At 39.2% G+C, this 22,881-nt stretch carries 21 protein-coding genes; 16 read left to right on the top strand and 5 right to left on the bottom strand.

All coding sequences use genetic code 11. The features are described 5' to 3' along the window. Positions 1 to 3: 3 nt before the first annotated feature. A complete protein-coding gene (locus tag ND811_RS08380) occupies positions 4 to 1,284 on the bottom strand; it encodes an imelysin family protein (protein WP_265351592.1) in 1,281 nt (426 codons plus the stop codon). 227 nt (positions 1,285 to 1,511) lie between these two features. Here ND811_RS08380 and ND811_RS08375 point away from each other — a divergent pair, with 227 nt between their 5' ends. The 4 genes from ND811_RS08375 to ND811_RS08360 all read left to right on the top strand — a co-directional run bounded on the left by ND811_RS08375 (position 1,512) and on the right by ND811_RS08360 (position 6,019). Next, complete coding sequence (locus ND811_RS08375; protein WP_265351591.1) at positions 1,512 to 2,807, top strand: hypothetical protein; 1,296 nt, start codon at positions 1,512 to 1,514, stop codon at positions 2,805 to 2,807. An 11-nt stretch (positions 2,808 to 2,818) separates the two neighbouring features. Beyond that, positions 2,819 to 3,496 (top strand): hypothetical protein, encoded by a 678-nt coding sequence (locus ND811_RS08370; protein ID WP_265351590.1) that lies wholly within the window; start codon positions 2,819 to 2,821, stop codon positions 3,494 to 3,496. 105 nt (positions 3,497 to 3,601) lie between these two features. Then, positions 3,602 to 5,164 carry a HEAT repeat domain-containing protein gene (locus ND811_RS08365; RefSeq protein ID WP_265351589.1) on the top strand — a complete coding sequence of 521 codons (1,563 nt, stop codon included), beginning with the start codon at positions 3,602 to 3,604 and terminating at the stop codon, positions 5,162 to 5,164. A gap of 39 nt (positions 5,165 to 5,203) precedes the next feature. Then, positions 5,204 to 6,019, top strand: coding sequence for a type II CAAX endopeptidase family protein (locus ND811_RS08360; protein WP_265351588.1), 816 nt, complete (start codon positions 5,204 to 5,206; stop codon positions 6,017 to 6,019). A gap of 29 nt (positions 6,020 to 6,048) precedes the next feature. Here ND811_RS08360 and ND811_RS08355 read toward each other — a convergent pair whose 3' ends face one another. From ND811_RS08355 to zigA, 3 genes are read right to left on the bottom strand one after another with little or no spacing between them, the layout of a single operon-like run. Beyond that, positions 6,049 to 6,675 carry a DUF1826 domain-containing protein gene (locus ND811_RS08355; RefSeq protein WP_265351587.1) on the bottom strand — a complete coding sequence of 209 codons (627 nt, stop codon included), beginning with the start codon at positions 6,673 to 6,675 and terminating at the stop codon, positions 6,049 to 6,051. Next, positions 6,672 to 7,208 (bottom strand): hypothetical protein, encoded by a 537-nt coding sequence (locus tag ND811_RS08350; protein WP_265351586.1) that lies wholly within the window; start codon positions 7,206 to 7,208, stop codon positions 6,672 to 6,674. The genes ND811_RS08355 and ND811_RS08350 overlap by 4 nt, the downstream gene beginning before the upstream one ends. Next, positions 7,205 to 8,437, bottom strand: a complete 1,233-nt coding sequence (zigA, locus tag ND811_RS08345; protein WP_265351585.1) for a zinc metallochaperone GTPase ZigA — start codon at positions 8,435 to 8,437, stop codon at positions 7,205 to 7,207. The genes ND811_RS08350 and zigA overlap by 4 nt, the downstream gene beginning before the upstream one ends. Positions 8,438 to 8,604: 167 nt before the next feature. Between zigA and ND811_RS08340 the strand changes: the two genes are divergently transcribed. The 9 genes from ND811_RS08340 (at position 8,605) to ND811_RS08300 (ending at position 18,594) form a co-directional block, all read left to right on the top strand. After that, the gene (locus tag ND811_RS08340) at positions 8,605 to 10,143 is read left to right on the top strand and encodes a methyl-accepting chemotaxis protein (RefSeq protein ID WP_265351584.1); all 1,539 of its coding nucleotides are present in this window, start codon (positions 8,605 to 8,607) and stop codon (positions 10,141 to 10,143) included. Positions 10,144 to 10,269: 126 nt separating this feature from the next. Next, positions 10,270 to 12,027, top strand: coding sequence for an acyl-CoA dehydrogenase family protein (locus tag ND811_RS08335; RefSeq protein WP_265351583.1), 1,758 nt, complete (start codon positions 10,270 to 10,272; stop codon positions 12,025 to 12,027). 43 nt (positions 12,028 to 12,070) lie between these two features. Next, complete coding sequence (locus ND811_RS08330) at positions 12,071 to 13,027, top strand: amidohydrolase family protein (protein ID WP_265351629.1); 957 nt, start codon at positions 12,071 to 12,073, stop codon at positions 13,025 to 13,027. 53 nt (positions 13,028 to 13,080) lie between these two features. Continuing rightward, positions 13,081 to 13,839: a hypothetical protein gene (locus tag ND811_RS08325; protein WP_265351582.1), complete on the top strand. Its 759-nt coding sequence runs from the start codon at positions 13,081 to 13,083 to the stop codon at positions 13,837 to 13,839. 16 nt (positions 13,840 to 13,855) lie between these two features. Next, entirely contained in the window at positions 13,856 to 15,211 is a 1,356-nt protein-coding gene (locus ND811_RS08320; RefSeq protein WP_265351581.1) for a TonB-dependent receptor, read from the top strand. Positions 15,212 to 15,234: 23 nt separating this feature from the next. Then, positions 15,235 to 16,167: a metal ABC transporter substrate-binding protein gene (locus ND811_RS08315; protein WP_265351580.1), complete on the top strand. Its 933-nt coding sequence runs from the start codon at positions 15,235 to 15,237 to the stop codon at positions 16,165 to 16,167. Continuing rightward, positions 16,145 to 16,858, top strand: a complete 714-nt coding sequence (locus ND811_RS08310; RefSeq protein ID WP_265351579.1) for a metal ABC transporter ATP-binding protein — start codon at positions 16,145 to 16,147, stop codon at positions 16,856 to 16,858. The genes ND811_RS08315 and ND811_RS08310 overlap by 23 nt, the downstream gene beginning before the upstream one ends. Beyond that, on the top strand, positions 16,851 to 17,705 hold the full coding sequence (locus ND811_RS08305) for a metal ABC transporter permease (protein WP_265351628.1): 855 nt from the start codon (positions 16,851 to 16,853) through the stop codon (positions 17,703 to 17,705). The genes ND811_RS08310 and ND811_RS08305 overlap by 8 nt, the downstream gene beginning before the upstream one ends. A gap of 7 nt (positions 17,706 to 17,712) precedes the next feature. Beyond that, positions 17,713 to 18,594 (top strand): class I SAM-dependent methyltransferase, encoded by an 882-nt coding sequence (locus ND811_RS08300; protein WP_265351578.1) that lies wholly within the window; start codon positions 17,713 to 17,715, stop codon positions 18,592 to 18,594. A 1-nt stretch (position 18,595) separates the two neighbouring features. Here the strand turns inward: ND811_RS08300 and tmk are convergent, their stop codons facing one another. After that, entirely contained in the window at positions 18,596 to 19,201 is a 606-nt protein-coding gene (gene tmk / locus ND811_RS08295) for a dTMP kinase (protein WP_265351577.1), read from the bottom strand. Positions 19,202 to 19,280: 79 nt separating this feature from the next. Between tmk and ND811_RS08290 the strand changes: the two genes are divergently transcribed. The 3 genes from ND811_RS08290 to ND811_RS08280 all read left to right on the top strand — a co-directional run bounded on the left by ND811_RS08290 (position 19,281) and on the right by ND811_RS08280 (position 22,879). Continuing rightward, positions 19,281 to 19,445, top strand: coding sequence for a hypothetical protein (locus ND811_RS08290; RefSeq protein ID WP_167483347.1), 165 nt, complete (start codon positions 19,281 to 19,283; stop codon positions 19,443 to 19,445). A 191-nt stretch (positions 19,446 to 19,636) separates the two neighbouring features. Beyond that, complete coding sequence (locus tag ND811_RS08285; protein ID WP_265351576.1) at positions 19,637 to 20,896, top strand: EAL domain-containing protein; 1,260 nt, start codon at positions 19,637 to 19,639, stop codon at positions 20,894 to 20,896. A gap of 45 nt (positions 20,897 to 20,941) precedes the next feature. Continuing rightward, on the top strand, positions 20,942 to 22,879 hold the full coding sequence (locus ND811_RS08280; protein ID WP_265351575.1) for a B12-binding domain-containing radical SAM protein: 1,938 nt from the start codon (positions 20,942 to 20,944) through the stop codon (positions 22,877 to 22,879). The last annotated feature ends 2 nt before the right edge of the window (positions 22,880 to 22,881 follow it).

Here is a 22,881-nt window from a genome sequence, read left to right as displayed (position 1 = left end):
TGTTTATTGTAGAACTAAACCATCGTCTCCAATGGAGAATCCAAAGTTTGCTGCCGAACGTTGGAGGGATTTGGCAATTTCCTGTACGGCGGGTTGGATATCGTATCGAAAGATTTTATAGTCTGCACTTTGTGTTGAATTGACAGTGGCTATCATCGTATCAAAACGGCTGGAAATCTGAGAACTATTGCAGGTTTGGTTGAGTGAAGGGTCTTCATAAAATTCATTCAGACAAAATTGTTCTGCGGTTGTAATCCTTTCTCCGATGTAGTTTGATTCCCCACCGAGTAAATTTTTTAGTCCATTTCCGTTTATGGTTTTTGTACCTTGGTAAGTTCCATAAAAAAGATTTTCGAGTCCTTTGGCATCATAGTAAAAATCATTTTTGGTATTATCTGAGAAACAAGAATGTTCTTCTTCTTGGTCACCGCCAAACACTCCGGTCATCCTTTCTCCTCCCCATTCCCCACCGGACAATCTTGCGATTCCGCGAATGACATTTTCAAAGGATGTGGAACTTGCTTTGAACTTGGAAACATAGGAATTAGAGATAGATGGATCCCATGCATTTTTTAACTGCAAGAGATGAGATTCCAGAATTTCTGTGGCATACAATAGATAAGCGGATTGTTTTGCCTCAGCACTCCCGCTACCATTCGCTGTCGTAAAATTTGCAGCTGTAATTGTACTTCCTGGCGTTGAGTTTCCTGCTGTACCGACTCCCCATAACAGATATTCTATGGCATGCCAACCGACTGAAATGTTTTTGGCTGTATCGCCATCAGGACAAGTTCCCCCGTTACATTCTCCGGCATTTTTGTCAATTAAGTCTTGTTTGGTGATGGTTCCTGCTAGGATCACTGTATCAATATAACCTTCATCGAGAGGCCAGGCATTCATCAGTGGTTCCAATTCCACCCCGCCTGTCAAAGCCGGGTTATCGATCGGGCCTTTGCTAAATCGAAATACCTCTGTTTGTAGATAACTGCGTCTTGCCTTTCTCCAATAAGTTTTGACTTCATTGAGGTCTTGTGCACTCGGGGAAGCTTTGCCAGTAAATGTCGATACCTTTTCTCGTAATGCCACAACATCCGCATAAGCGTCGCTATAGTTTTGGAAGGCAATTTGTGCATACGTTTCTAAGAAGGCTCCTTGGTTCGGTGCGCTTGCGGCGAGGGCCAGTGCGGCTAACATAGCAGTTTCCGAATTGTCCTTTTTCGGAGTACAGAAATTAAGTAAAAGGCCTAGTGTGAGGAAGGAAGTAAGATTTCGCACCCGTGTCATGTTTAGGGATTCTCCTTGCGAATGAGTTTGGTTCTCATTATTATTTAAACAGCGTTCGTGGAGACCATTCTCAGAGCAAATGGTTTTAATTTTCTCTCGGTTGATATTTATCACAAACCAAGGGTGAGATCATACAATGAACTTTGTTCAAAAAATTGCAGAGGTTCGGAAATAAATTATTTGACACTCGTTCAAAAAGTCATGAAACTATGTCAATTGTTTGAAATATGTTAAAAATGTTTCGATTGGGAGGAAATATGAACACAAATAGAATTTTAGGGCTGGCATTGTCCTTGGTTTTCGCAGGATCTCTATCTGCGCAGACACAAAGCCAAATGTTCCAACGAGTAGGGGTTGTCGGGGATTCCCTGAGCCAAGGTTTCTTCGGGGTGACCGTTGAGAAAAAAACACAAGACTGGGCTTACCCTGTCCTTGTTAGTAAACAAGCGGGAGCCTCCGTTTCTTACAACGTTTTAAAAGGACCTTTCGTCAACTTAGAAGATGTTCTGAAATGGGACTGCGGTATTTTTTGTATTGCCGAAAGCATCATTGGTGGAAATAAATCCACTGTTTCTCTCCCTACTCACGCAGGGATTACCGGAGCAGAATACACTACTCTCTTAAAAACTTCTGGTAAATGTGAAGACATCACTGCCACCAAACAGGAAAAAGAATGGTATTGGGCAAAATGGTATTGGTATACTTATCGTTGGGTCACAGTCGCCGATTGTAAAGAACCAGACAAGTTCCATCGATTTGGTCTTCGTGATGCGGGAACACAAACCCAAGTTATGGAAAAAGTAAAACCTACTTTCCTATTTGGATCGGCTGGTGCCAACCATGTTCTTTGTACTGCCCTTCATACATCTACAGACTGTTTAGATGAAACAAGATTCAAAAGAGACATCCGTGAATTTTTCCGCAGAATGTCTGCTATGGGAAGTTTACAAGGGGGAGTTCTTTTTACGGTTCCTAACGTCACAGCGATTGCTTTCCTTGAAAAATATAACGATCCGAATGGACGTGCAAACTACAGTGGACTCAAAGCATTCTTTAGAAATTCTGTTTCCGATCCAAATCAAGTTCTTGATGCAAATGAGATCGCTACTATTTCTACCTTCCTAAGTATGTTGAATAATGAAATCAAAGCACAAGCCGCTACAATGCGTTTTGCCGTTGCAGATTTACGTGTGATTTTTGATGACCTAAAAGAAAATGGAAGACCGATTCGTAGTGCAGATGGTTGGTCTCCAGGAAATGCACGAGCAAACTGGCCTCTTCCAAACCAACCAGGTGTTTTTGGTTTAGATGGTGTTCACCCGAACATGTATGGTCATTCCCTCTTTGCTAACGAATTGATTAAAGCGATTAACTCTCGTTATGGTTATTCTATCCCACAAGTAAGTGAATATACTGCTTGGTATTACGATTCACTCAATAGAAATCCAGTGGACTTAAAGAAATTCTTAACAGAAAACATCTTTGGTCAGGCAATTTCTTGGGTCATTTCTATCTTTACATAAGAGGTTAAACGATGAGCAAACGGTTAATAGGTATCATTTCGGTTTGTGGATTTCTACTTGTGTTGTTTTCGTATGTAGTTTGGAAGTTTTCTTCCCAAAAAACAAATAAACAAGTTGATGTCACCGATTCCAATTTCGGAAAAACAGAAAGTCACGCCAAGTCGTTGTTTGACGATCCAGAATTTGCCGATGCTCCCAATCCAGAAGAATTGGAATTGGCACAGGCTGAGGTACTTTGGCCGTTTGCTTTGGAGAAAAAACCAAATCGTAAGGAAGAGATCAAAGAAGAATGGAGAGATTTTGCGGCAAAATATCCAAAAAATTTCTATATTCCTCGAGAGATCAAAACTCGTATGACAGAAGCAGAAGAGAAGGAACAATTAGAAATGTTGGATTCCTTCACTGCTATGGATGCTAGTTTTTCTGCTTCTATTTCGAAAGAAAAATGGTCGGATAAACCATCCGCTGAAGAACCGAGTTCTACAGAGAGACCTTCTGCAAAAACGCAAAAAGCATACTTTGATTTTAAAATCAATGAATTAGAGTCAAGAATCCAAATGGTTGAGTATTGGATGGAAAATAAACATCCGTCTGGAGAGGTAAAACAATCTGCAGAAAAAGACTTAAACCTTTGGAAAAAAGAACTCGCAAGTTTAAAAGAAGTGAGAAGTCAAGTTCCGAATACTTAAACCACTTTATTGAATTTTATGTTTTTGGAAAAGAGGACTCTTGGTCCTCTTTTTTTTTGAATTAAAACTTGAAGGAAGATTTTTAAATTTATAAATTTGTCTGGCATGCAAAAATTTTGGATTTTTATTTCTCTTTTTTTTACCATCACTCTCCTATTAAATTGTGATCCCGTTCCTCAAAAAGAGGATACAAGTCCCTCAGAGGAAATTGTGTCAGAAGAACAAACCACAAAACAATTGTTAGAGAATCTGGATTCTCCGGACTCTTTTCTTCGCTCCCAAGCTGCCGTACAATTAGGAAGCCGAGATCAAAAATCCGCCATTCCGAAATTAAAAAAACTTTTAAAAGATAAGGAACCAGGTGTTCGCGCAGGTGCTGCCATTGCTCTTGGTGATTTAAAAGATAAATCATCATCTACAGTCATTGCTAATTTGATGTGGTCGGATTCTGAAAATCCTAAAGATGTTTACTTGGATGCCCTCACTCGTATGAAAGACCCATCTGTGGGAAATAGAATTTATCCTTTATTAGGTGACGCTAATCCTACCCTTCGTTTGCAAGTAGTAGACGCACTCGTTCAAGTCGGGGCAAGCTCCGTCGGTCCTCAAATCTTGAGTTTGGCTTTAAAAAATAAAGATCGGGAAAAAGACAAAACTTATGCAATGGCTTTAGGAAAACTAAAAGTTTTTCTTGCCGAATCTTATTTACTGGGACTCACCAAAATCCAGGATGAATCTCCCACCTTAGCCGCTGCTTATTTGGCACTTGGACGAATCAAAGCAAAAAATGCCAATGAAGTGCTTGTGAAAGCTCTAAATCTTCCTTATAGCAAAGGAAAAGAAAATGCGTCTATTGCACTAATTGAAATTGGAAATCCTACAGTGGTTCCCAAGGTTTTTCAACTATTTAGTTCAAATGATCCTGAAACAAAACTCTATGTTACTGATGTCCTTTGTTCAATTCCATCCAAAGAAGCGGCAAAACTCGCATTTGATTTGTTAAATGGAAAAGACACACAGAATTGGGGGAATGCGGCAAAAATTGTCGGTAGACAAAGGTATAAAGAGGGAAGGATCCGTATCGAAGAATTATTAGAAAAACCATCCACACCAGAGCGGGATAGTTTTGCAGAAGCCCTTGGCTGGATTGGAGATAAAGCGTCTGTGCCTGTTCTGCGAAAGGTTTTATTATCTGGTGCAAAAGAAGGACCTTATGGGTCTGCTTGGGCTCTCGGAATCCTTGGTGCAAAGGAAGCAGTTCCTGATCTCATTAAGGCTCTTGATTTGGGAGATGCAAAACTGATGGTTTATTCCTTGGAGGCACTTGGTTCCATAGCCGATCCCTCAAGCCTTCCCAAACTTAAAAGTTTGTTAGCTGAAAGGCCAAAGATGGCTCCTCAAATTCTTTCCACAATTGCCCTCATCCCCTCTGAAGAAGCTCGTATCATCATTGAAGAGGCAACCAAGTCTAAAAATGCCGAAGTATACAGGCCAGCTATGGAAGAGATTGCCAAAAGAAAGGATCAAAAATCGATTCCCCTTTTGTTAACTTATGCAAATGGTGAGGACGCGGAAAAAAGAAAACTTAGTTATTATGCTCTCACTGCTGTGACAGGACAAAAATTCCGTACTGCCAAAGATTGGAATGATTGGGCGAGGGGGAATTGATCATTTTTTTAAAAGATTTTTTGGAGTATTAAGGAACAAGTGAAAGAAACAATAAGACCTATCGTATTATACTTTGTTTTAGCATATCTAATCTCCTGGATGATTTGGCTACCTTTGTATTTACCAAAGTTTGGCATTCATTTTTTACCTGTCCTACCTTTTCACCATGCTTGGGGGGCAATTGGGCCTTTGTCTGCTGCCTTTATTTTAAACAAATTAGAATATGGTGATATTGGAGTAAAAAATTTACTTTCGCGTATGTTTCAGTGGAGAGTCCATTGGTTTTGGTATTTCATTGCGATTTTTAGTCCCTTCGTCCTTTTAGTTTTTGCAACCACACTTAATTATTTTAATAACGGAAAGTTTAGTTTTGATGGATTGGGCAGAAGTTTAGAGTTTCCAAATTTCGGTATAGTTTCTTTCTTTTTATATAATGTTATCATCTATGGATTTGGGGAAGAGACTGGATGGAGAGGATATGCATTGCCCAAGTTACAAAAAAAATGGAATGCTTTCTCTTCGACCGTAATTCTTACTTTTTTGTGGGCCCTTTGGCATGCTCCTCTATTTTTGTATCGACCCAGTTTTATGGCAATGGACGTGTCTGGAATCTTTGGTTGGTTTATGTCTTTGTTTACAGGAGCCATTCTTTTGACTTGGCTGTATAATTCCTCAAGAGGAAGTATACTAATGGTAGCTCTCTTTCACGGAACCATCGATATCGTATTTACATCTGACTCCATCGAAACAAACATAATGAATATCACAGGGTTTTTACTTGTTGTATTTGCCCTAATCGTCCTTGGATTGACGGGTTGTAAAAATTTATCCAAGGTAGATCGGCAAACAAATTAAGTGAAGTGCCAGTTTTGTTAATAATAATTTTAAGTTAAACTTCCATCAATTCTAATAAAAATACGGGAGCCATTAAAGATTTCGGGCGATTTATGAATGCATCCATTGTTAGGGTCATTAGGATGTGTATCTCCTTTCATTAAGATAACATCAAAGTTTTCTGTTTCTCTAACTAATCTAAAATCTTTAACTAAATGATTGTTTCTACCGCAGCCAAGATGGTTTCTATCTGCGTTAAAATTAGGAATCCATTGAGTACCTGGTCCGATATATGTACAGATCATCCGGTAAGACAAAAAATCAACGTGAAATAAAGGACATTGGGTATTTTCTATAGTTGCGATGTGTAAGTTATGTTCTTTTGATCCTGTGATCATCGCAAATAAATTCGAAAGTTGGATCATTTCTTTTGCAAAATCTAATTCAGTATGGTTGTAATGAATCGGAAGATACTTATCAATTGACTCGATTTCTTTAGAGTTGACCTGAAGGGAAAAATTTTTGATTTTTGAAAGAATGTCTAAATAATTTATTATGTTTTTTGAAGGACTTCTTTTCCAAATGGCAATATTGATCCCTTTTCGGTTGATATCAAATAACACTTCTTTATTGTTTGATATGCTAAAGTTTTCTATTACTTCATACGTTGATTTCATATTTGTTTGAAATCCTTTAGATTTTGTAATCGAGTTAAGAATTTTTTTATATTTGGAACTCCATATTGCTGTTTTGGGATCATACTTGAAATTAGGATTCCATCTTGAATGGCAAACAATCCGTGAGCCAATCGATGGGAGCCAATAACTCCAATCCCTAACATATCTTTAAATGCCATAATATCTTCTTCTTTACAGCTCTTCAAAGTATATCCATGAGCTTTTAAATGTGGATGAAGTTTTTTTATGTCATCCCAAGAGGTTTCTCCGTCCGATGCAATATGAATGACCTTAGCCGAGATATTCCTTTTTTTTAATTCATCTTCTAAGTCTAAAACTTGAGTTGAACAAGCATAACTTTTAATATTTGGTAATGTTGATATTAAAAAAAAACCTTTTCTGCGTATCAAATTTGGAAACTTTGAATTTGTATTCAAAACAGGTTTAAATGGAAACGTATAGCTCCATCTAGATCCAATTTTTGGTCTTTTGCCGGTAAGTTCCACCGGCATGTCCCCTAGATAAACCTTCATACGGCTGATTCATCCGCTTTTGCTTCCGACTCCTCTATCATAGAATCCCAATCAGGAAATGGATCTTCGAACTTTGCCCAGGTTTCCGGTCCTTCTTTGTATTCTTTATCATTTAGCAGGCATTGATCGAGAGTTGTTCTCAGTTTTTTTTCATCCATATCTCTTCCTATCAAAACAATCTCTTGTCGTCTATCCCCCCAGGGTTCCAACCAATTTGCCTTTAAATTTTCCAATACATCTGGATCATCAGGAATTTCCTCCTCAGGGATACTGGCCCACCAATATCCTTCCGGTTTATAAGAAGATAAGTTTCCCGCTTGCGAATAAAGGAGCACCCAGTCCATTTTACTGGCAAGCCAGACAAATCCCTTGGCACGTACTACACCAGGTTTTTCAGAATGTAACCAGTTATAGAATCGTTCCGGATGGAAGGGACGTTTGTTTCCATAAACAAAACTTTTGATTCCATATTCTTCTGTCTCTGGCACATGTTCTCCTCGAAGTTCTTTTAACCATAAAGGGGACTGGCTTGCTTTTTCAAAATCAAACCTTCCTGTATTTAAAACTTTCGATAGAGGAACTTTGCTATAATCGGTAGTCAAAATTTCTGCATCGGCATTTAAGGATCGTAAAATGGTAAGGAGCCGATTCTTTTTTTCTTCAGATAACAAACTAATTTTGTTCACGATGATGGTATTACTAAATTCCACTTGGTCCACAAGTAAATCGACAATGTCCCGATCATCTTCATCACCTGCACCTAATTCTCGTTCTTTTAAAGAATCTAAGCTTTGAAAGTCTTTTAAAAAATTAACAGCATCCACAACGGTGATCATGGAATCCAGGTTTACTAAATCTGACAAACTAACGCCCGTCTCGTCTTCAAAAGTAAACGTTTCTGCAATGGGAAGGGGTTCTGAAATTCCCGTGGATTCAATGAGGATGGAATCAAACCTTCCTTCTTTGGCAAGTTTAGTGATTTCAAGTAGTAAATCTTCACGTAAAGTGCAACAAATACAACCGTTAGACATCTCCACTAACTTCTCATTGGTGCGACTGAGACTCCCACCAGAGGCCACAAGCCTTGCATCAATGTTTACTTCGCTCATATCATTGACAATGACTGCCACTCGCAGTCCTTCTCGGTTTGCGAGAATGTGGTTGAGTAGGGTGGTTTTTCCGGCTCCTAAAAAACCTGAGAGAACGGTCACGGGAATTTTTTTTGTCATTCGAATTTCCTTAATGCAATATAGTTGCATTTGCTTTGAACAGGAAATTCTGTCAACCGTAAACGCAATTTTGTTGCATTTGTGGCTTGGGTTCTATTTCCCTAGGTATTTCTCCGTATTCTAGCGAAATCCTTGCATTTTATGAATGAAGTTCAAATTCTTTAGAAATGCAATTGGATCCGTATTACTTAAAGGCCACAAAAACCATCAATTCGATTCGCTCCACTCTACTTGTTATCTTTATTTTAGGAATTCTCGGCAGTCTTGGCTCTCTCCATAAAGACCAACTCATCATGATGCTTTTCACGACCTTCTTTTACGGAATGGTCGCACTGACACAGTTTTTGTTATTAAAAAAAGGGAAAGATCCTCGTGCCTTTTGGTTTGTGCTTGTGGATATCCTGCTCATAGGTTCTAACACCTTAGGACAAAGTATCCTGGATTTGGATATTGCTTCTTCTGCGTTAAAGGACGGTGTGAACTATATCATTTCCTTTTTTATTCTGTTATATTCAGGTTTTCTTTTTTCTTCAAAACAAACCTATATCATTGGATTTTTCTTAACTTTAGTGCAAATCGGATCTTTGGTTTTTGCTGGTATTTCAGGAATGGAGTTTGTGGATCGAAATGATACACATAAAATGGCGTATGCAATTTCTTTACCCGTGGAAATTGTGAAGGTTTTCTTTTTAGGAATGGCTACTGTCGCGATCGCAAAAATGGTGGGTTTACTTACTTCGATTAGAGACGAAGCTGTCCAAGGGAAAAAAACTTCTGAAGAACATTCAAAAGTGATGGAAACACAAAAAGAGGCATTGGTCGAAACTGGCGAAAATTTAAATCAATCTGTTGCCGCCTTGAAAGTGTTTGCTTTTGATTTAAATAGTCTGGTTCAAAACCAAGCTGCTTCCATTGAAGAAATTTCAGCATCGTTAACCAAAATTTCACAGTCCACTGAGAACTCTTTTTCTTTTGTAAAAGATCAATACAATCGAATAGAAACCTTAAATGAAGAAAGCCACACCTTAGAGGGAATCGTCAAATCGGTTCGAGTGGAGATTGATATCATATCTGGTCAAATCAACGAATCCTCTAAGTTTAGTAATTTAGTAACGAACTCTATGGAAAACTTAAATTCTGTTTTAAGTGAGGTAAGTTCTAGTTTCCAAAAGGTGGAAGATGTAAACCAAATCATGAAAGAAATTGCCGACCAAACTAATCTTCTGGCTCTCAATGCTTCCATTGAAGCCGCAAGAGCAGGGGAACATGGCCGAGGTTTTGCCGTTGTCGCCCAAGAAGTTGCAAAACTGGCAGAAAATTCAGCGTTAAACGCAAGTGTTATTTCCAAAACGATTCTTAAATCAAAATCGGATTTATTCAAAGGAAATGCTTCGGCAAAAGAAGCAAACGAAATGGCTTTAAACCAAAAAAATGAAATGAATAAAATTCAAAGTAAGGTGATCAGTTTTAATGAAAAATTTATCGATTTGCAAAGGTTAAATGCTCGTGTTTTAGAATCACAGAAGGAATTAAAAGAGTTGTCCTCCCAGTTGGAATCCATTGCCAAAGATCAAGCCCTTGGAAACAAAGAAGTGATGCGAGCGGCTCAAAGTATAGAAAGAGATGTTCAGGTAGTCGCAGAAAACACTAGAGTCCTTGCAGAGCATATTGAAGACATTCAAGGATTAGCAAACCGTATCAAATGATCCTTGTCTAACACCATTAACTTAACGGCTGCCCATTTCGTTCAGTCGTACCGACGGGAAAACTATTTGTAATTCTTCTCGCTAGTTTGATTTATGAGTGAAAGTCCTGCTTAAGGAGCCGACTGTATGATATCCAATAACTATTTTAACGATAACGATGACCTAATTGATCATTTTGATTCCCTTACTCCTTGGAATGAGGTGGTAGACCAATATGAACAAGGTTTTGAAGACTTTGCAGAATACCAAAAATCGGGAAAGGAAGAACTAGCTTTTGCTCCAGGAAACTACGAAGATGCCATTGAATTTTACCGTTCTACTTTAGAGGCTGGTGGGGATATTGCCGGTAATAATATTTCCCAAATCGCCAAACAAATGGACGAAGAGGGACTCAAATACAAAGACGGGCAAGTCGGATTTCCAAAAGTTATGTTGGATGTGGTTGAAAAAATTAAATCGGCAGGACTTCTTCCTTACGGAATCCACAGACATTATGGTGGACTAGGGTTACCTTCTGTCGTACAATCGATGTTATCTGAATGTGTTTCTCGTGGAGACGGATCCCTTGCCATCACACTTGGTTGTATGAACCTTGCAGAAACTGTCGAACGATTTGGAACCGAAGAGATGATTCACGAATTTGTTCCGAAAATGGCAGCAGGGGAACTTTGTGGAGCGATGGCTCTGACTGAACCAAACTACGGATCGGACCTTCCTAACTTACAAACCAAAGCTGTCAAAGGAGAAGACGGAACTTGGAAGATCACAGGAACCAAACGTTTCATCACTCATGCTTGTGGTTTTGGTAACGCTCCTTCCATCATTCTTACTCTTGCAAGAACAGGAACTACGACAAGTGGTGCTCGCGGACTTTCTTTCTTTTTAGTTCACTCCAAAGATGTATTTGTAGCTTCCATCGAAAAGAAAATGGGACTTCATTGTTCTCCTACTTGCGAAGTAGTTTTTGAAAACAGTCCAGGGATTCTGATTGGGGAAGAAGGAAAAGGCCTTGTCAAATACTCAATGGCTATGATGAACCAAGCTCGCCTCAATATTGCGGCCCAAGCAATGGGGATTGCTACTGCAGCTTACTTCGAAGGGAAAAAATATGCCGAAGAAAGAGTGCAGTTCGGTAAAACCATTAACAACATCACTGCAGTGAAAAAAATGTTGGAACGAATGGAGCGAGAAGTGGCTGCCATGCGTTGTATCTTATACGAAGCTAGTTTTGCCGTAGACCAATATCGTTGGAAAGAAGAACGAGGAAAGATGAAAGGTCTTTCTGAGAAAGACATCAAAAAAGATGAGTCATTCAAAAAATGGGAAAAACTTGCCTCTCTTTTCACTCCACTTTCTAAATACTACATCACAGAAATGGCAAACCTTGTGGCTTATGATGCCATGCAGATCCACGGAGGATCCGGTTATACAGAAGATTATGATGTGGCACGACTTTACCGTGATGTTCGAATCACTAATATCTATGAAGGAACGACACAACTACAAACGGTAGCTTGTATTGGTGGGATCGTTTCTGGGATGACAGAAACAGGAATTTACCGTGAATACTTGAAATCAGAAATGGCAACTTTTGTTTCAAGCCAAGGATTAAACGATCTATTCAAACAATTTGAAACGGTTGTGACTGAATATGCTGAAATCGATTCCACTCCGCTTCGGGAAGAATTGGCTTTTGAAGTTGTAGAGTCGGCAGCGCGTTTCCACAATAGTTTGTTACTCGAAAGAAGTATTGGTCGTTCCAAGGTAGAAAGAAGAAACTATCGTAAATCGATCACGGATGCTTATATCCTTGATAGTTCGGCAATCCTTGCTGCAAACCTAACAAAGATTCGTGGAAAGAAAAAAACACCAGTCACTGCATAAACCAGTAGATACAAATTTCCTTCTTCCCTGTTACGCATGTTTTATGGAAGAAGGGGAAGGTTTGAAGTCTTCCAACAAACCGGACATTCGTCTCTCTTCTCCATTTTCTTGGAGAGGAGATTTATTTCCTCCCATTTTAGATTCCGAAAACCCTGACCACAAAACACGCATTCGTGATTTAGGAATTCCTTATATCTTCGATATCCATACTCATTTTTTTCCAGAAACGGTAATGAAACTCATTTGGCGTTGGTTTGACAATGTGAACTGGGCCATCGGGTACCGGTTACCAGAAAGAGAAAGAGTAGAACGACTTCACCATAATGGGATCGAACGATTTACTACTTTAAATTATGCTCATAAAGCAGGTATGGCTTCTTCATTAAATGATTGGACTTATGCTAATTATAAAAATTGGAAAGGAGCTGTTCCCTTTGGAACTTTTTATCCCGAAGAGGGTGTTCTTAGTTATGTAAAAGAGGCAGTAGAAAAGTATGAATTCTGTGGATTCAAACTCCACTGTGAAGTCTCCAAACTTAACTTAAACAGCCCTGAACTCACTGATACTTTTTTGTATTTGCAAAAAAAACAAATCCCCATCATCATTCACACGGGAACAGCACCCCTTCCTGGTGAATTTACCGGAATCCAATTTTTTAAACCATTTCTTGAATCCTATCCCCAGTTACGAGTCATTGTGGCACATATGGGTGCTCATGAAATTTCCGCCTATGCTTCGTTATTGGAAAGTTATCCAAATCTTGGCCTTGATACTACGATGGTCTTTGTCGATTTTCTTGCGACCGGGAAGGTAGAAGAAATGGACATGGCAATTTCCTATTTAGAAACCTATCAAAACCAAATTTATTTTGGGTCTGACTTTCCGAACATCCCGTACAACCTAAATCACCCAATCGGCCGTCTTTTGGATTTACCCATCAGCGACAGGGCCAAACAAAAAATCCTCTTTCAAAACGCAGAAAACTTATTTTTTAAATGAAACGTGGTTGCATTTGCAACAGTGTTGCAAATGATGGGCCAACAGAGGTATTTATGAAATTTGCTAAAATTCTACTGTTTTCTCTGATTGCATTTTCTTTTGTGAACTGCGTTGAGCTCTTCCAATCCAAAAAGAAAAAGGACAACACGGACGCATTGCTCGCTGCTCTTTTTGTAGCACCTAACTGTGGTTCTGGTTCTGTTTCGGATGCTGCGGGAAAAGGCACTCGTTACCAATTTTCTGGGTGTTCTGGAGATGTTACCGCAACCTTAAGAGCCTTTGGATTTACAGCAAATGGAGTTTCTTTTGGCGGTGGATTACAAGGTACAAGTAATTCTTCGACCATCCTCACCAATGCTTCTAGTCTTTCCGAAACAGGAAATGATTCCAAAGCGGGAATTGAAATTACTTATATCATGAACCAGGCCGATTCCACTGTAGATGCCTTGATTCAATCCACTCCAAGTTTTATAGGTCCGGGGGTTCAGCTTTCGCCGACTGTTGCTAAATGGTTGGATAGTGCGACTGCGGCAGATTTTGTTACCACTGCTAGTAAACCTTGGACTTCTTCTGTGGGAGTTCCGAAAACTGTTTGTTTAGAAGTGCATAAGGAAAATTCGAAAGGACATATTTTTGGATGGTCGATTCCATGTAATTTAGCAAACCGTTCTACTTATGAATTTGAAGAGGAAGATGCAACGATTAAAGGTGGCATCACCGATGGACGTATCGGTTTAAAAATCAATAAAGCAGTGATCCAATCAATCACCATTTATACAACAAAACTTGGCTTAAATAAATCGATTCAGTAATAAAAGATAAAAGAACGTGAAATCAAACTATCGTTTTTCTAAAATGAAGATGGGAGGAGTTTTATTCTCCCTTTTATTTTCCGTTTTCCTTTTTGCCCAAACTTCGGAATGGGAAAAAGAACTGGAAGATCAATCAAGGTCTGGCAAGAAAAATGTGAGTCTTCCTACTGACGCAAATTCATCCACTGTAGATTGGGAAGCCGACTTAGAAAAGGATCTCAAAGACCAAGAAAAACGGGAAAAAGGAACGGAAGGAAGTCGAGGAATCACATCCCCTGTCCAATCCAACCAACAGATCAATCGTTCCGCACAAAATCTCATGATGGATGCCTACGCTGCCATTGATATCGTTGGAGCCTGGGACAGAAACAAACCTCGCGGAACCGGAGAAAGAATCGATAACCAACTAGATATCCGCACCGCCGAATTTGGGTTCAACGGGGCCGTCGACCAATGGATGCGAGCTAATTTTATCGGGGCAGCGCACGGAGAAAATGGTAAATATTTTTTCGAAGTTCATGAAGCATGGGTTCAGTTTCCTTTTTTACCCTTTAACGCTTCACTTAAAGCGGGACAGATGTTTATCGATGTCGGTCGATTGAACAAAATTCATGCTCATGAACGTGCTTTCACAATGACACCCATCGTACATGAAAAATTTATCGGATGGGAGTCTGCCATTGATACCGGAGCAGAGTTAAGTTTTCTTTTTCCTTGGAAATGGATTACTCAGGAACTTGTGCTCGGTGCCACGAACGGTAGAAAATGGGGACATTCCCATGATGGTGGAGTGCAAAAGAACAATCCTCTACTTTATGCTCACCTAAAACATTTTTATTATTTGGGAAATAATTGGGGAACACAGTTTGGATTTTCTGGAATTCGTTTTGAGCCGACTTCGGAAAGAAAAAATCAAAGGTTGTTGTATGGAATGGATGCGGTACTTCGTTGGAACCGTTCCAATTTAAGTGAAATTATGTTAATGGGAGAAGGATGGTACCAACAAGAAGTGTTCCCTTCCAATTTAGATCCTATTACTTTTCAAAAAACAAAATCTCCCACCAAAGACCAATGGGGGGCCTATGCATTTTTAGATTTTAAATTCCATCAGTTATGGTCTGTTGGTGTTCGATATGACTATTTTACCGATAAGTCCCTTGTTGATCAAAATGGGGATCCTGCAAAAAATGCCATTGAGGCGCAATCTTTACAAATGACATTCCATAGTTCCGAATTTGGAAAGGTAAGGGGATCGGTGGAAAGAAGATTTATCCAGGACTATTCACGCACTTCTCAGGAAGAAGTAAGAGAATATCGATTCTATATCCAAACCGTTGCCGTTCTTGGGTCTCATCCAGCACATAGTTATTAAAAAGTTAGAGGGGTTTTAGTCCAATGAGTTCTATTAAGATTCATAAACATTTCCAGTGGATTGTATTGTCTTTCTTATTCGTATTTTCACCCTTGTCAGCTAAGGTTTCTCTTGTCAGTAGTCTTCCCGATATAAAATACATCGCCGAACAAGTCGCAGGTGATAGAGCTGATGTTTATGGAATGATCCGGGGGACAGACGATCCTCATTTTGTGATGACAAGACCAGATTTTCTTGTCAAACTTAGTGAAGCAGATGTTCTTTGTGTGATTGGACTTGATTTAGAAATTGGTTGGATCCCGTATCTCCAACAACAATCCCGAAATATGAAAATCCAAAAGGGGCAACCTGGTTATTGTGATACATCTTTTGGAGTAAAAATTCTTGGGGAACCCACCGTGATGATGGACCGTTCTATGGGAGACATGCATATCTATGGGAATCCCCATTATTGGAATGACCCCATCAATGCCATCCAAATGGCACAGAATATTAAAAATGCTCTCACTCGTGTGGATCCACTCAATGGGGATTATTATGAAGGTAATTTTAGTTCTTTTAAGAAACGACTCATCCAATTGACAAAAGAAGAAATGAAAAAGATGGAACCATACTTTGGATTAAAAGTTGCTGTTTTCCATGACCAATTTGTTTATTTAGCTTCTCGTTTTAAATTTAACGCCAATTTAACCATTGAAGAACGGCCTGGAGTTCCACCTTCTGTTCGTTATATGGATCAGGTCATCAGTTATATGATCGCAGAAAAGATAAAAATTATCTTGATTGGTCCCTATCACAATCCAAAGTATGCAGAGTATGTGTCTTCTAAGGTGCCAGGTTCTGTCGTTGTGACTTTACCTGTATCTGTAGGTGGTTCTTCCGAGGCATCCACATACGAAGACACTTTACGGCTGATGTTACAAAAAATACGTGATGCAAGCGACAAAACCAAATAATATCGAAATTCCTTCTACATTTATCCATACTGAAAATTTGAGTGTGGGATACAGGAAGGAATTTCCTGTAGTGTCCGACATCCATTTGCATATCCTCTCCGGTAAAACCTATGCCTTGGTTGGAGGAAATGGCGCAGGTAAAACGACACTCTTTCGCACCTTAACGGATCTTTTACCTCCTCTTTCTGGTTCCATTTCCTTTTCGAAAGAAATTAAAACTTCTTACGTCCCCCAAGCCAAACGGATGTCCTTAGAATTCCCTCTTCGAGTGGAAGATGTTCTTTTGATGCCAAAAAATATTGGACTTAGTTTTCTTCCCAAAAAGAAATTTTCGAATGAAGATTTGAATCTCATAGAAAGAACAGGTGTTAGTTCTTACTTAAAAAAACAAATTTCACTTTGTAGTGGGGGACAATTACAAAAAGTTTTGATTCTCCGATCTCTTCTCACTAAAGCCAATCTGATTTTTTTAGATGAACCGATGGATTCCTTAGACCATAACGCGAGGGAACTTTTTCAAACTGTTTTATCAGAATACTTAAAGGAAGGAAATCGCTCCCTATTTTTTATCACTCACAGTTTAGAACATGATTGGGGATTTGGTTTTGATGAAATTTTCGAAATAGACGAAGGAAAACTCTATAATATCACTAGTGGAGAAAGGCCACCTAACTGCCACCACCATGACTAATATCCTTTCTAGTTGGAATTTATTTTTACCGCAAATGATAGTGGGCAGTCTTGTTGGTGCCTTATTATCTGTTCTTGGAATTTTAATAGTTCTTCGGGGTATGACTTTCTTTGGGGTAACACTTTCGCAAGCAGTTACCTTTTCTGTCGCCTTATCATTGTTTATGGAATGGCCTGGAGAAATTTTCCCCATTCTATTCTCTTGTGTTTTAGTATTTCCTCTTTTGTATGTAAGAAAATTACGCGGAATGAAAGAAGAGGTCATCCTTGGGATTCTATTTGTATTTTTTTCTGCCGCCTCACAGTTTATGTTGGCTCTCGGTGGTAACGTACAAAATCATTTGATGGCTGCTTTTTTTGGTGATATTCTCACTTCGCAAGTGAGAGCCGATTCCTTTGGCATTTATATCGCTGTTTTCTTTTTTATCCTCTATCTCAGTTTTTTTAGAAGGTTTCTTTTTATCAGTTTTGATCGAGACGAATACAAAATCCAAGTCGGAAATCCTCTTCCTTTTGATCTTTTATTTTATATCATCCTTGCTGCATCACTTACTGTTGCGGTAAACTTACTCGGAACTTTCTATAGCATTGCACATTTGATTTTGCCAGTGTTTGCACTTTTGCCTTTCATCCGTTCTTTAAGACTATTAACCATTGTTTGTGTTTTGTTTTCCGTATTTGCGACTCTTTCCGGCTTTTTAATTTCCCTTATCGGTTTTGAAAAAAATGGAGAATTGATTTATTTTCCTACATCTTCGAGTATTATTTTAGTTCTTTGTTTTTTTGCATTTTTTCTGCATCTGATTCGTTTTCTTACTACTTCCGTTTTTTCGAAATCTGTCCGATAGATATTCTGTGGAACTTATCCCTTGTAATACCTGCGGGCAAAACCGCTTCCGTCCTATTTTTACGAAAGAAAGTCCCCTAGGTGAGTCTTTTTCCATAGTTTCTTGTGAGTTTTGTGGTCTTGTCCAAGTCAATCCGCAACCAGGATTTTTAGAGGTAAAAAAGTATTATGATGATACCTATTTTACCCAAAGGACAGAAAGGGGCTATGATAATTATTATTCGGAAAAGTTGAGAAAAGAAATCGCAAGGGTTTTCCAACTCAATTTGAATGATTTGGATTTTTTCTCTTGGGAAATGGATCGGCTCAAAGAAAAACTTCCAGGGGAAAAACTTTCTTCTTTGGACATAGGGTGTGCGGCTGGTTATTTTGTTTCTTACCTAAAGGCCCGTGGTTATGATGCGTATGGAATAGAAATCGCGGATGGTCCTGTCCGTTTTGCGCGCGAAACATTAAATCTCAATATTTTCCAAGAGAACTTTCTCGATTGGGATACTAAGTTTCAAAAACAATTTGATGTCATCACTCTTTGGGCCACCATTGAACACCTTCATAAACCAAAAGAAACCCTGGAAAAAATCAAATCCCATTTAAAACCAGGAGGAGTTCTTATTTTATCAACTTGTCGTTACGGATTTCTTGCCAAATTGGCGGGACTTAAGTGGCGGTATTTGAATGTTCCAGAACATCTTTATTACTATTCCTACCAAGGTTTAAAAAAACTACTTTTGGACTTGGGTTTTCACAAGCCCGTATCTTTTACTTATGGAAGTGGAATGACCTCTCGTCCCGGAGCTCACTTTTTTTTCAAACTCCGGAAGTGGATTATGGATCGTTTGGTGAAATGGTTTCAGTTAGGCGATATGATGGTCTATATGGTAAAGAAATAACTTAGGTTTCAAGAGACTTTAGTATGTCTTCCACACAAAAGTTTACAACTTCTTCCAGTTCCGCGGTGGCATCCACAAAGATGGTCGATTCCGGTAGGATCGCTAGATAGTTTTGATAAATTCGTTCTTGTTCTGAATCTTCATCAAAAACTTCTTCCTTTCCTCCGCGACTTTTTCTACGGTCTGCAGATTCTTCAGGGGAAAGATCTAAAAAATAAACTCGATTTGGTTCTGGAAATCCTTTGTCTTCATTTTTGTATAAGATTTCAGCAGCATGTTCTTCATCGCGGCCTTGGTAGGCGGCCGTGGAAAAGTAATAACGATCTTGGATGATCGATTTTCCATCCTTTAACGTCGGTAAGATGACCTCGTTTACAGAACACTCCCTATCAGCAATGAATGTTTCAATTTGTTCTTCTTTTGAGAGTTTTAGTTTTCCTAGTAGGAATTCTCTTATTTTTTTTCCGTACACACTGTCCGTTGGTTCTCTATGCCATAAGTTTGGGATGGATTTTGTTAGGAGTGCTTCTGATACCAAACGAGAGACGGTGGTTTTCCCGGATCCATCGATCCCTTCGAATACAAAGAACTGACTATTTTGAGGCATATCCCCTCCATTTTAAGAATGGTCGTTTTTTCCTCGACTTATTTACTAAACTCGGCAATTTAGTCTAAGGAGCAAAAACATGAAAAAAATTTCGTCTATGCTGATCATTGCTTTTTTGGCCGTATTTATGATTAACTGTGCATCCGAAGAAGTTAAACAAACGCCAGTTGTGGAAGAACCAAAACCTTCTAAAAAGCCAAAATTGAATGAAGCATTCAAACCAAGAGCTAGAGACATTAAATAATTTCTACTCAATTCAGAAACCACCTGAGGAAACTTGGGTGGTTTTTTTTATCACCTTGCCTTAAAATTCAGCAAATCTCCAGCTTTTTATTACTCCTTTACCCCTTGTGTCTTTTTTTTAAGCAGAATGCAGTAAAAATCCCTACAGTGCTTACTGGTACCGATCTTGCATTAAGATGGTAGTATCCATCTATGATTACAGAAAGAGAAAGTCATAAATTCCTAAGGGAATGGAAAGAGTGGTTGTCCGGAGGGACTCTTGTTCCCGTTTTCCAACCCATCCTCTCCTCGGAATCGACAGGCATTTACGGTTATGAACTATTAGGGCGTCTTTCCACACCAGAGGGGCTTGTGAGTCTTGGGGAATTCTTTTTGTCCCAAACCTTTGGTTATGATGAGATCTTTTATCTGAAAAAACAAGTCGATGAAGAGATTCGGCTTCTCGCTTTAGAAAAATTCAAAGAGGAAGCGCCACCAGAAACTAAGTTATTTTTAAACATTTCGCCCAATGTAATGTACCATACTCTTTTACAGTTGGAAACTACATTGCCAAAAACCATCCAAATGGTCAGGCAAGTGGGTGTGGATCCAGAACGGATCGTGATTGAAATTACCGAAGAAAGGTTTCCGCATAACTTAGAACTATTGCGACCCGTACTCAACTTATATAGGCAAGAAGGGTTTTCCATCGCAGTGGATGATGCGGGGTCTGAAGCCAGTAATCTGGATCGAATTGGACTTTTCCATCCAGAAATCATCAAAGTGGATTTACAAATGTTGCGTAGGTCTACTTTCTCTCGGAATTTTAAGGAAATTTTGCTCAACTTATCTAAGTTAGGTGAATCTCTTGGAAGTAGTTTGCTTTTTGAGGGAATCGAATCAGAGGATGAACTTTATAATGCCTTGAATTATGGAGCAAGGTACATCCAGGGATTTTATTTTGCCAAACCAGAAACTTTTTTTGCAAAACGATTTGAATACCGGATGGAGATGCAGTCTTCCTTAGAGTATTTTCATGCTCGCAAACAAGCAGAGATGAACCGCCAGATCGAATGGGAAAATCTTTGGAAGGATAAACTTTCGGAAATCATGATGGGGTTTACCGAAGAAAATGGTATTTGGGAATGGAAGGGTGGTTTTGAAACGAGCGTTTTTGGGGATGGGAATTTCTTTCGAATGTACATCACAAATCCACTGGGTTTTCAGGTTTCTCCCAACTATGCAAGAGTCCAGTCGGGACAAATGGAACCAGATTATTCGTTTCTCGGAAAAAACTGGTCGTTTCGGCCTTATTTTTTTGAACATTTACATAAATCCAAAACCAGTCGGGATGCTTGGACCCTTTCCCAAATGTATCATGATATTTCGGAACGAATGATGTTACGGACATTTGCCAGGAACCTTTCCGAAAATCTGATTTTATTTATCGATGTAGTAGCCTCTCGTTCTTGAAAGGTTTTGCGAAAAACCCTCTCTTCGAGGATAGTGACAATACCTATGGCAAAAATACAATTTTTGCAATTACCTGTACCACCACCGTCTTACTACGCAGCCACAGGAAATGTTCCTTTAGCGGCTGCTAGTTTAGCAAGTTGTCTTGCATCCAAAGACGATCCTGTTAAAGGAATCAGTCCCCAAGTTGTTTCTCCAGAAGATACAGATTCCTTAGGGGACAAAGCCCTCATCGATCGAATTGTCAAAGAAGGACCTGATTTTTTGGGACTCTCTCTCTATTTATGGAACACCGAACGAAGTCTTTATATCGCTAAGGAAGTTAAAAAACGTAGTCCCGAAACCACGATCCTCATCGGTGGACCGGAAGTAAACGAAGACAATCCCTATGTCCTCGGAGAAGAAGGTTATGATATCGCTGTATCTGGTGAAGCAGAACATAGTTTTCGAAATTTAATGCGGACATTACTTTCTCGTTCCTCATTAGAGGGATTGGAAAATGTGGCATACCGAAAAGAAAATGGAAATCTCACTTCCTTTGGAAAACCGGTGCCAGCAGATTTCCCACTCACTGATTTTCCGTCTCCTTATACTACTGGACATTTAAAAGTAGATCCCAAACGTTCCACTTATTTGGAAACGGTAAGAGGTTGTAAATCGCAATGTACTTATTGTTTTTATCCTAAATCTTCTCAGAACCTTCGGACACTTGACATTCCAGAAACCATTCGATTGATCTCCCACTTAAAAGAAAAAGGGGCTCGGGAATTAGTTTTTTTAGATCCTACATTTAACCATAGACCGGGGTTTGAAAATTTTTTAGACGCCATTGCCGAAATCAATGCAGACGGTCAGATGTCTATGTTTGCAGAACTTCGATCGGAAGGTGTGACTCCGAAACTTGCAACTAAACTTCGTAAGGCGGGATTTACTCGTGTGGAACTGGGACTCCAATCGGTTAATGAGGAAACTTTAAAACGAGTCAAAAGATATGGTAGCCCACACAAAGTAGCGGAAGTGGCGAAGATGTTAGCTGGTGAAGGGATGGAACTCCTCCTTGATCTCATCATTGGTCTTCCCGGTGACAAACCAGAGGATGTGGAAAGAGGGATACATTTTTTCTTAGAACATGGACTTGGGGAATGGGTACAAGCTTTCCCATTGTCTGTATTGCCGGGAACTGCAATGCGTAGGGATGCCGAAAAAGAAGGTCTTTCTTTTATGCCAACACCTCCCTACAGGATCATTCAGACTCCTACCTTTAGTTCCCGCGATTTAACAGAGTCATTGTATTTTGCAGAGGATCTATTGGAACGTCGTTTGGACGAATTTCCGAGACCTTTTTTATGTAGTGCCGCGCCAGACAAAAATGACCGTATTGATTTGATGTTAGGTGATATAGAAAATTCATCCGTTATGTTGGGATCTAACCCTTGGAAATCTAATTTGTCTGAGTGGTCCGGGAGCCGTCATCACAGTGTTTGGTTTCACACAAAAGATTTATCCAAGGATCTTTCTCGTATCATTGGTTTTATAGAGGAGCGAATCGCTGCGGAACCTTTTTGTACGATTGATTTTGTGATTCCCTTGGTATCTGTTCCGAAATCCAAAGAGATTCAGAAATTGGTGACTCTTTTGGAATCCAAAAGAGAATCCTATCTTTCCCGCACTTTAGCTCATAGGGGTGAGAACCTACAGCATCGATTGGTTTTTGTATTTGATGGGAATCATTTGGAACTAAGGAATTGGCGGAACGAAGAATTGGACTCCACAACATTTTTAGTTTTTGAAAGAGTATCTACTAGTAAAATACAGAGTTTGGATCCTTCGGAAGAAGTATTTTATTTGTTAGAGGGAGAGGAAATAGATCCCAATGACTTTGAATTTTTAAAACAAAATATGGATCCAGAAACCATAACCTTTTTATCAAGGAAACTCGAAGAGAGATGGTCTATGGATGTTTTGGGATACGGAGAACTTTAGAT

The organism is Leptospira soteropolitanensis (assembly GCF_026151655.1).
GTDB classification, from domain to species: Bacteria; Spirochaetota; Leptospiria; order Leptospirales; family Leptospiraceae; genus Leptospira_A; species Leptospira_A soteropolitanensis.
Note: the sequence above shows the minus strand (reverse complement) of the source record. Positions and strands in the feature narration are given on the sequence as shown.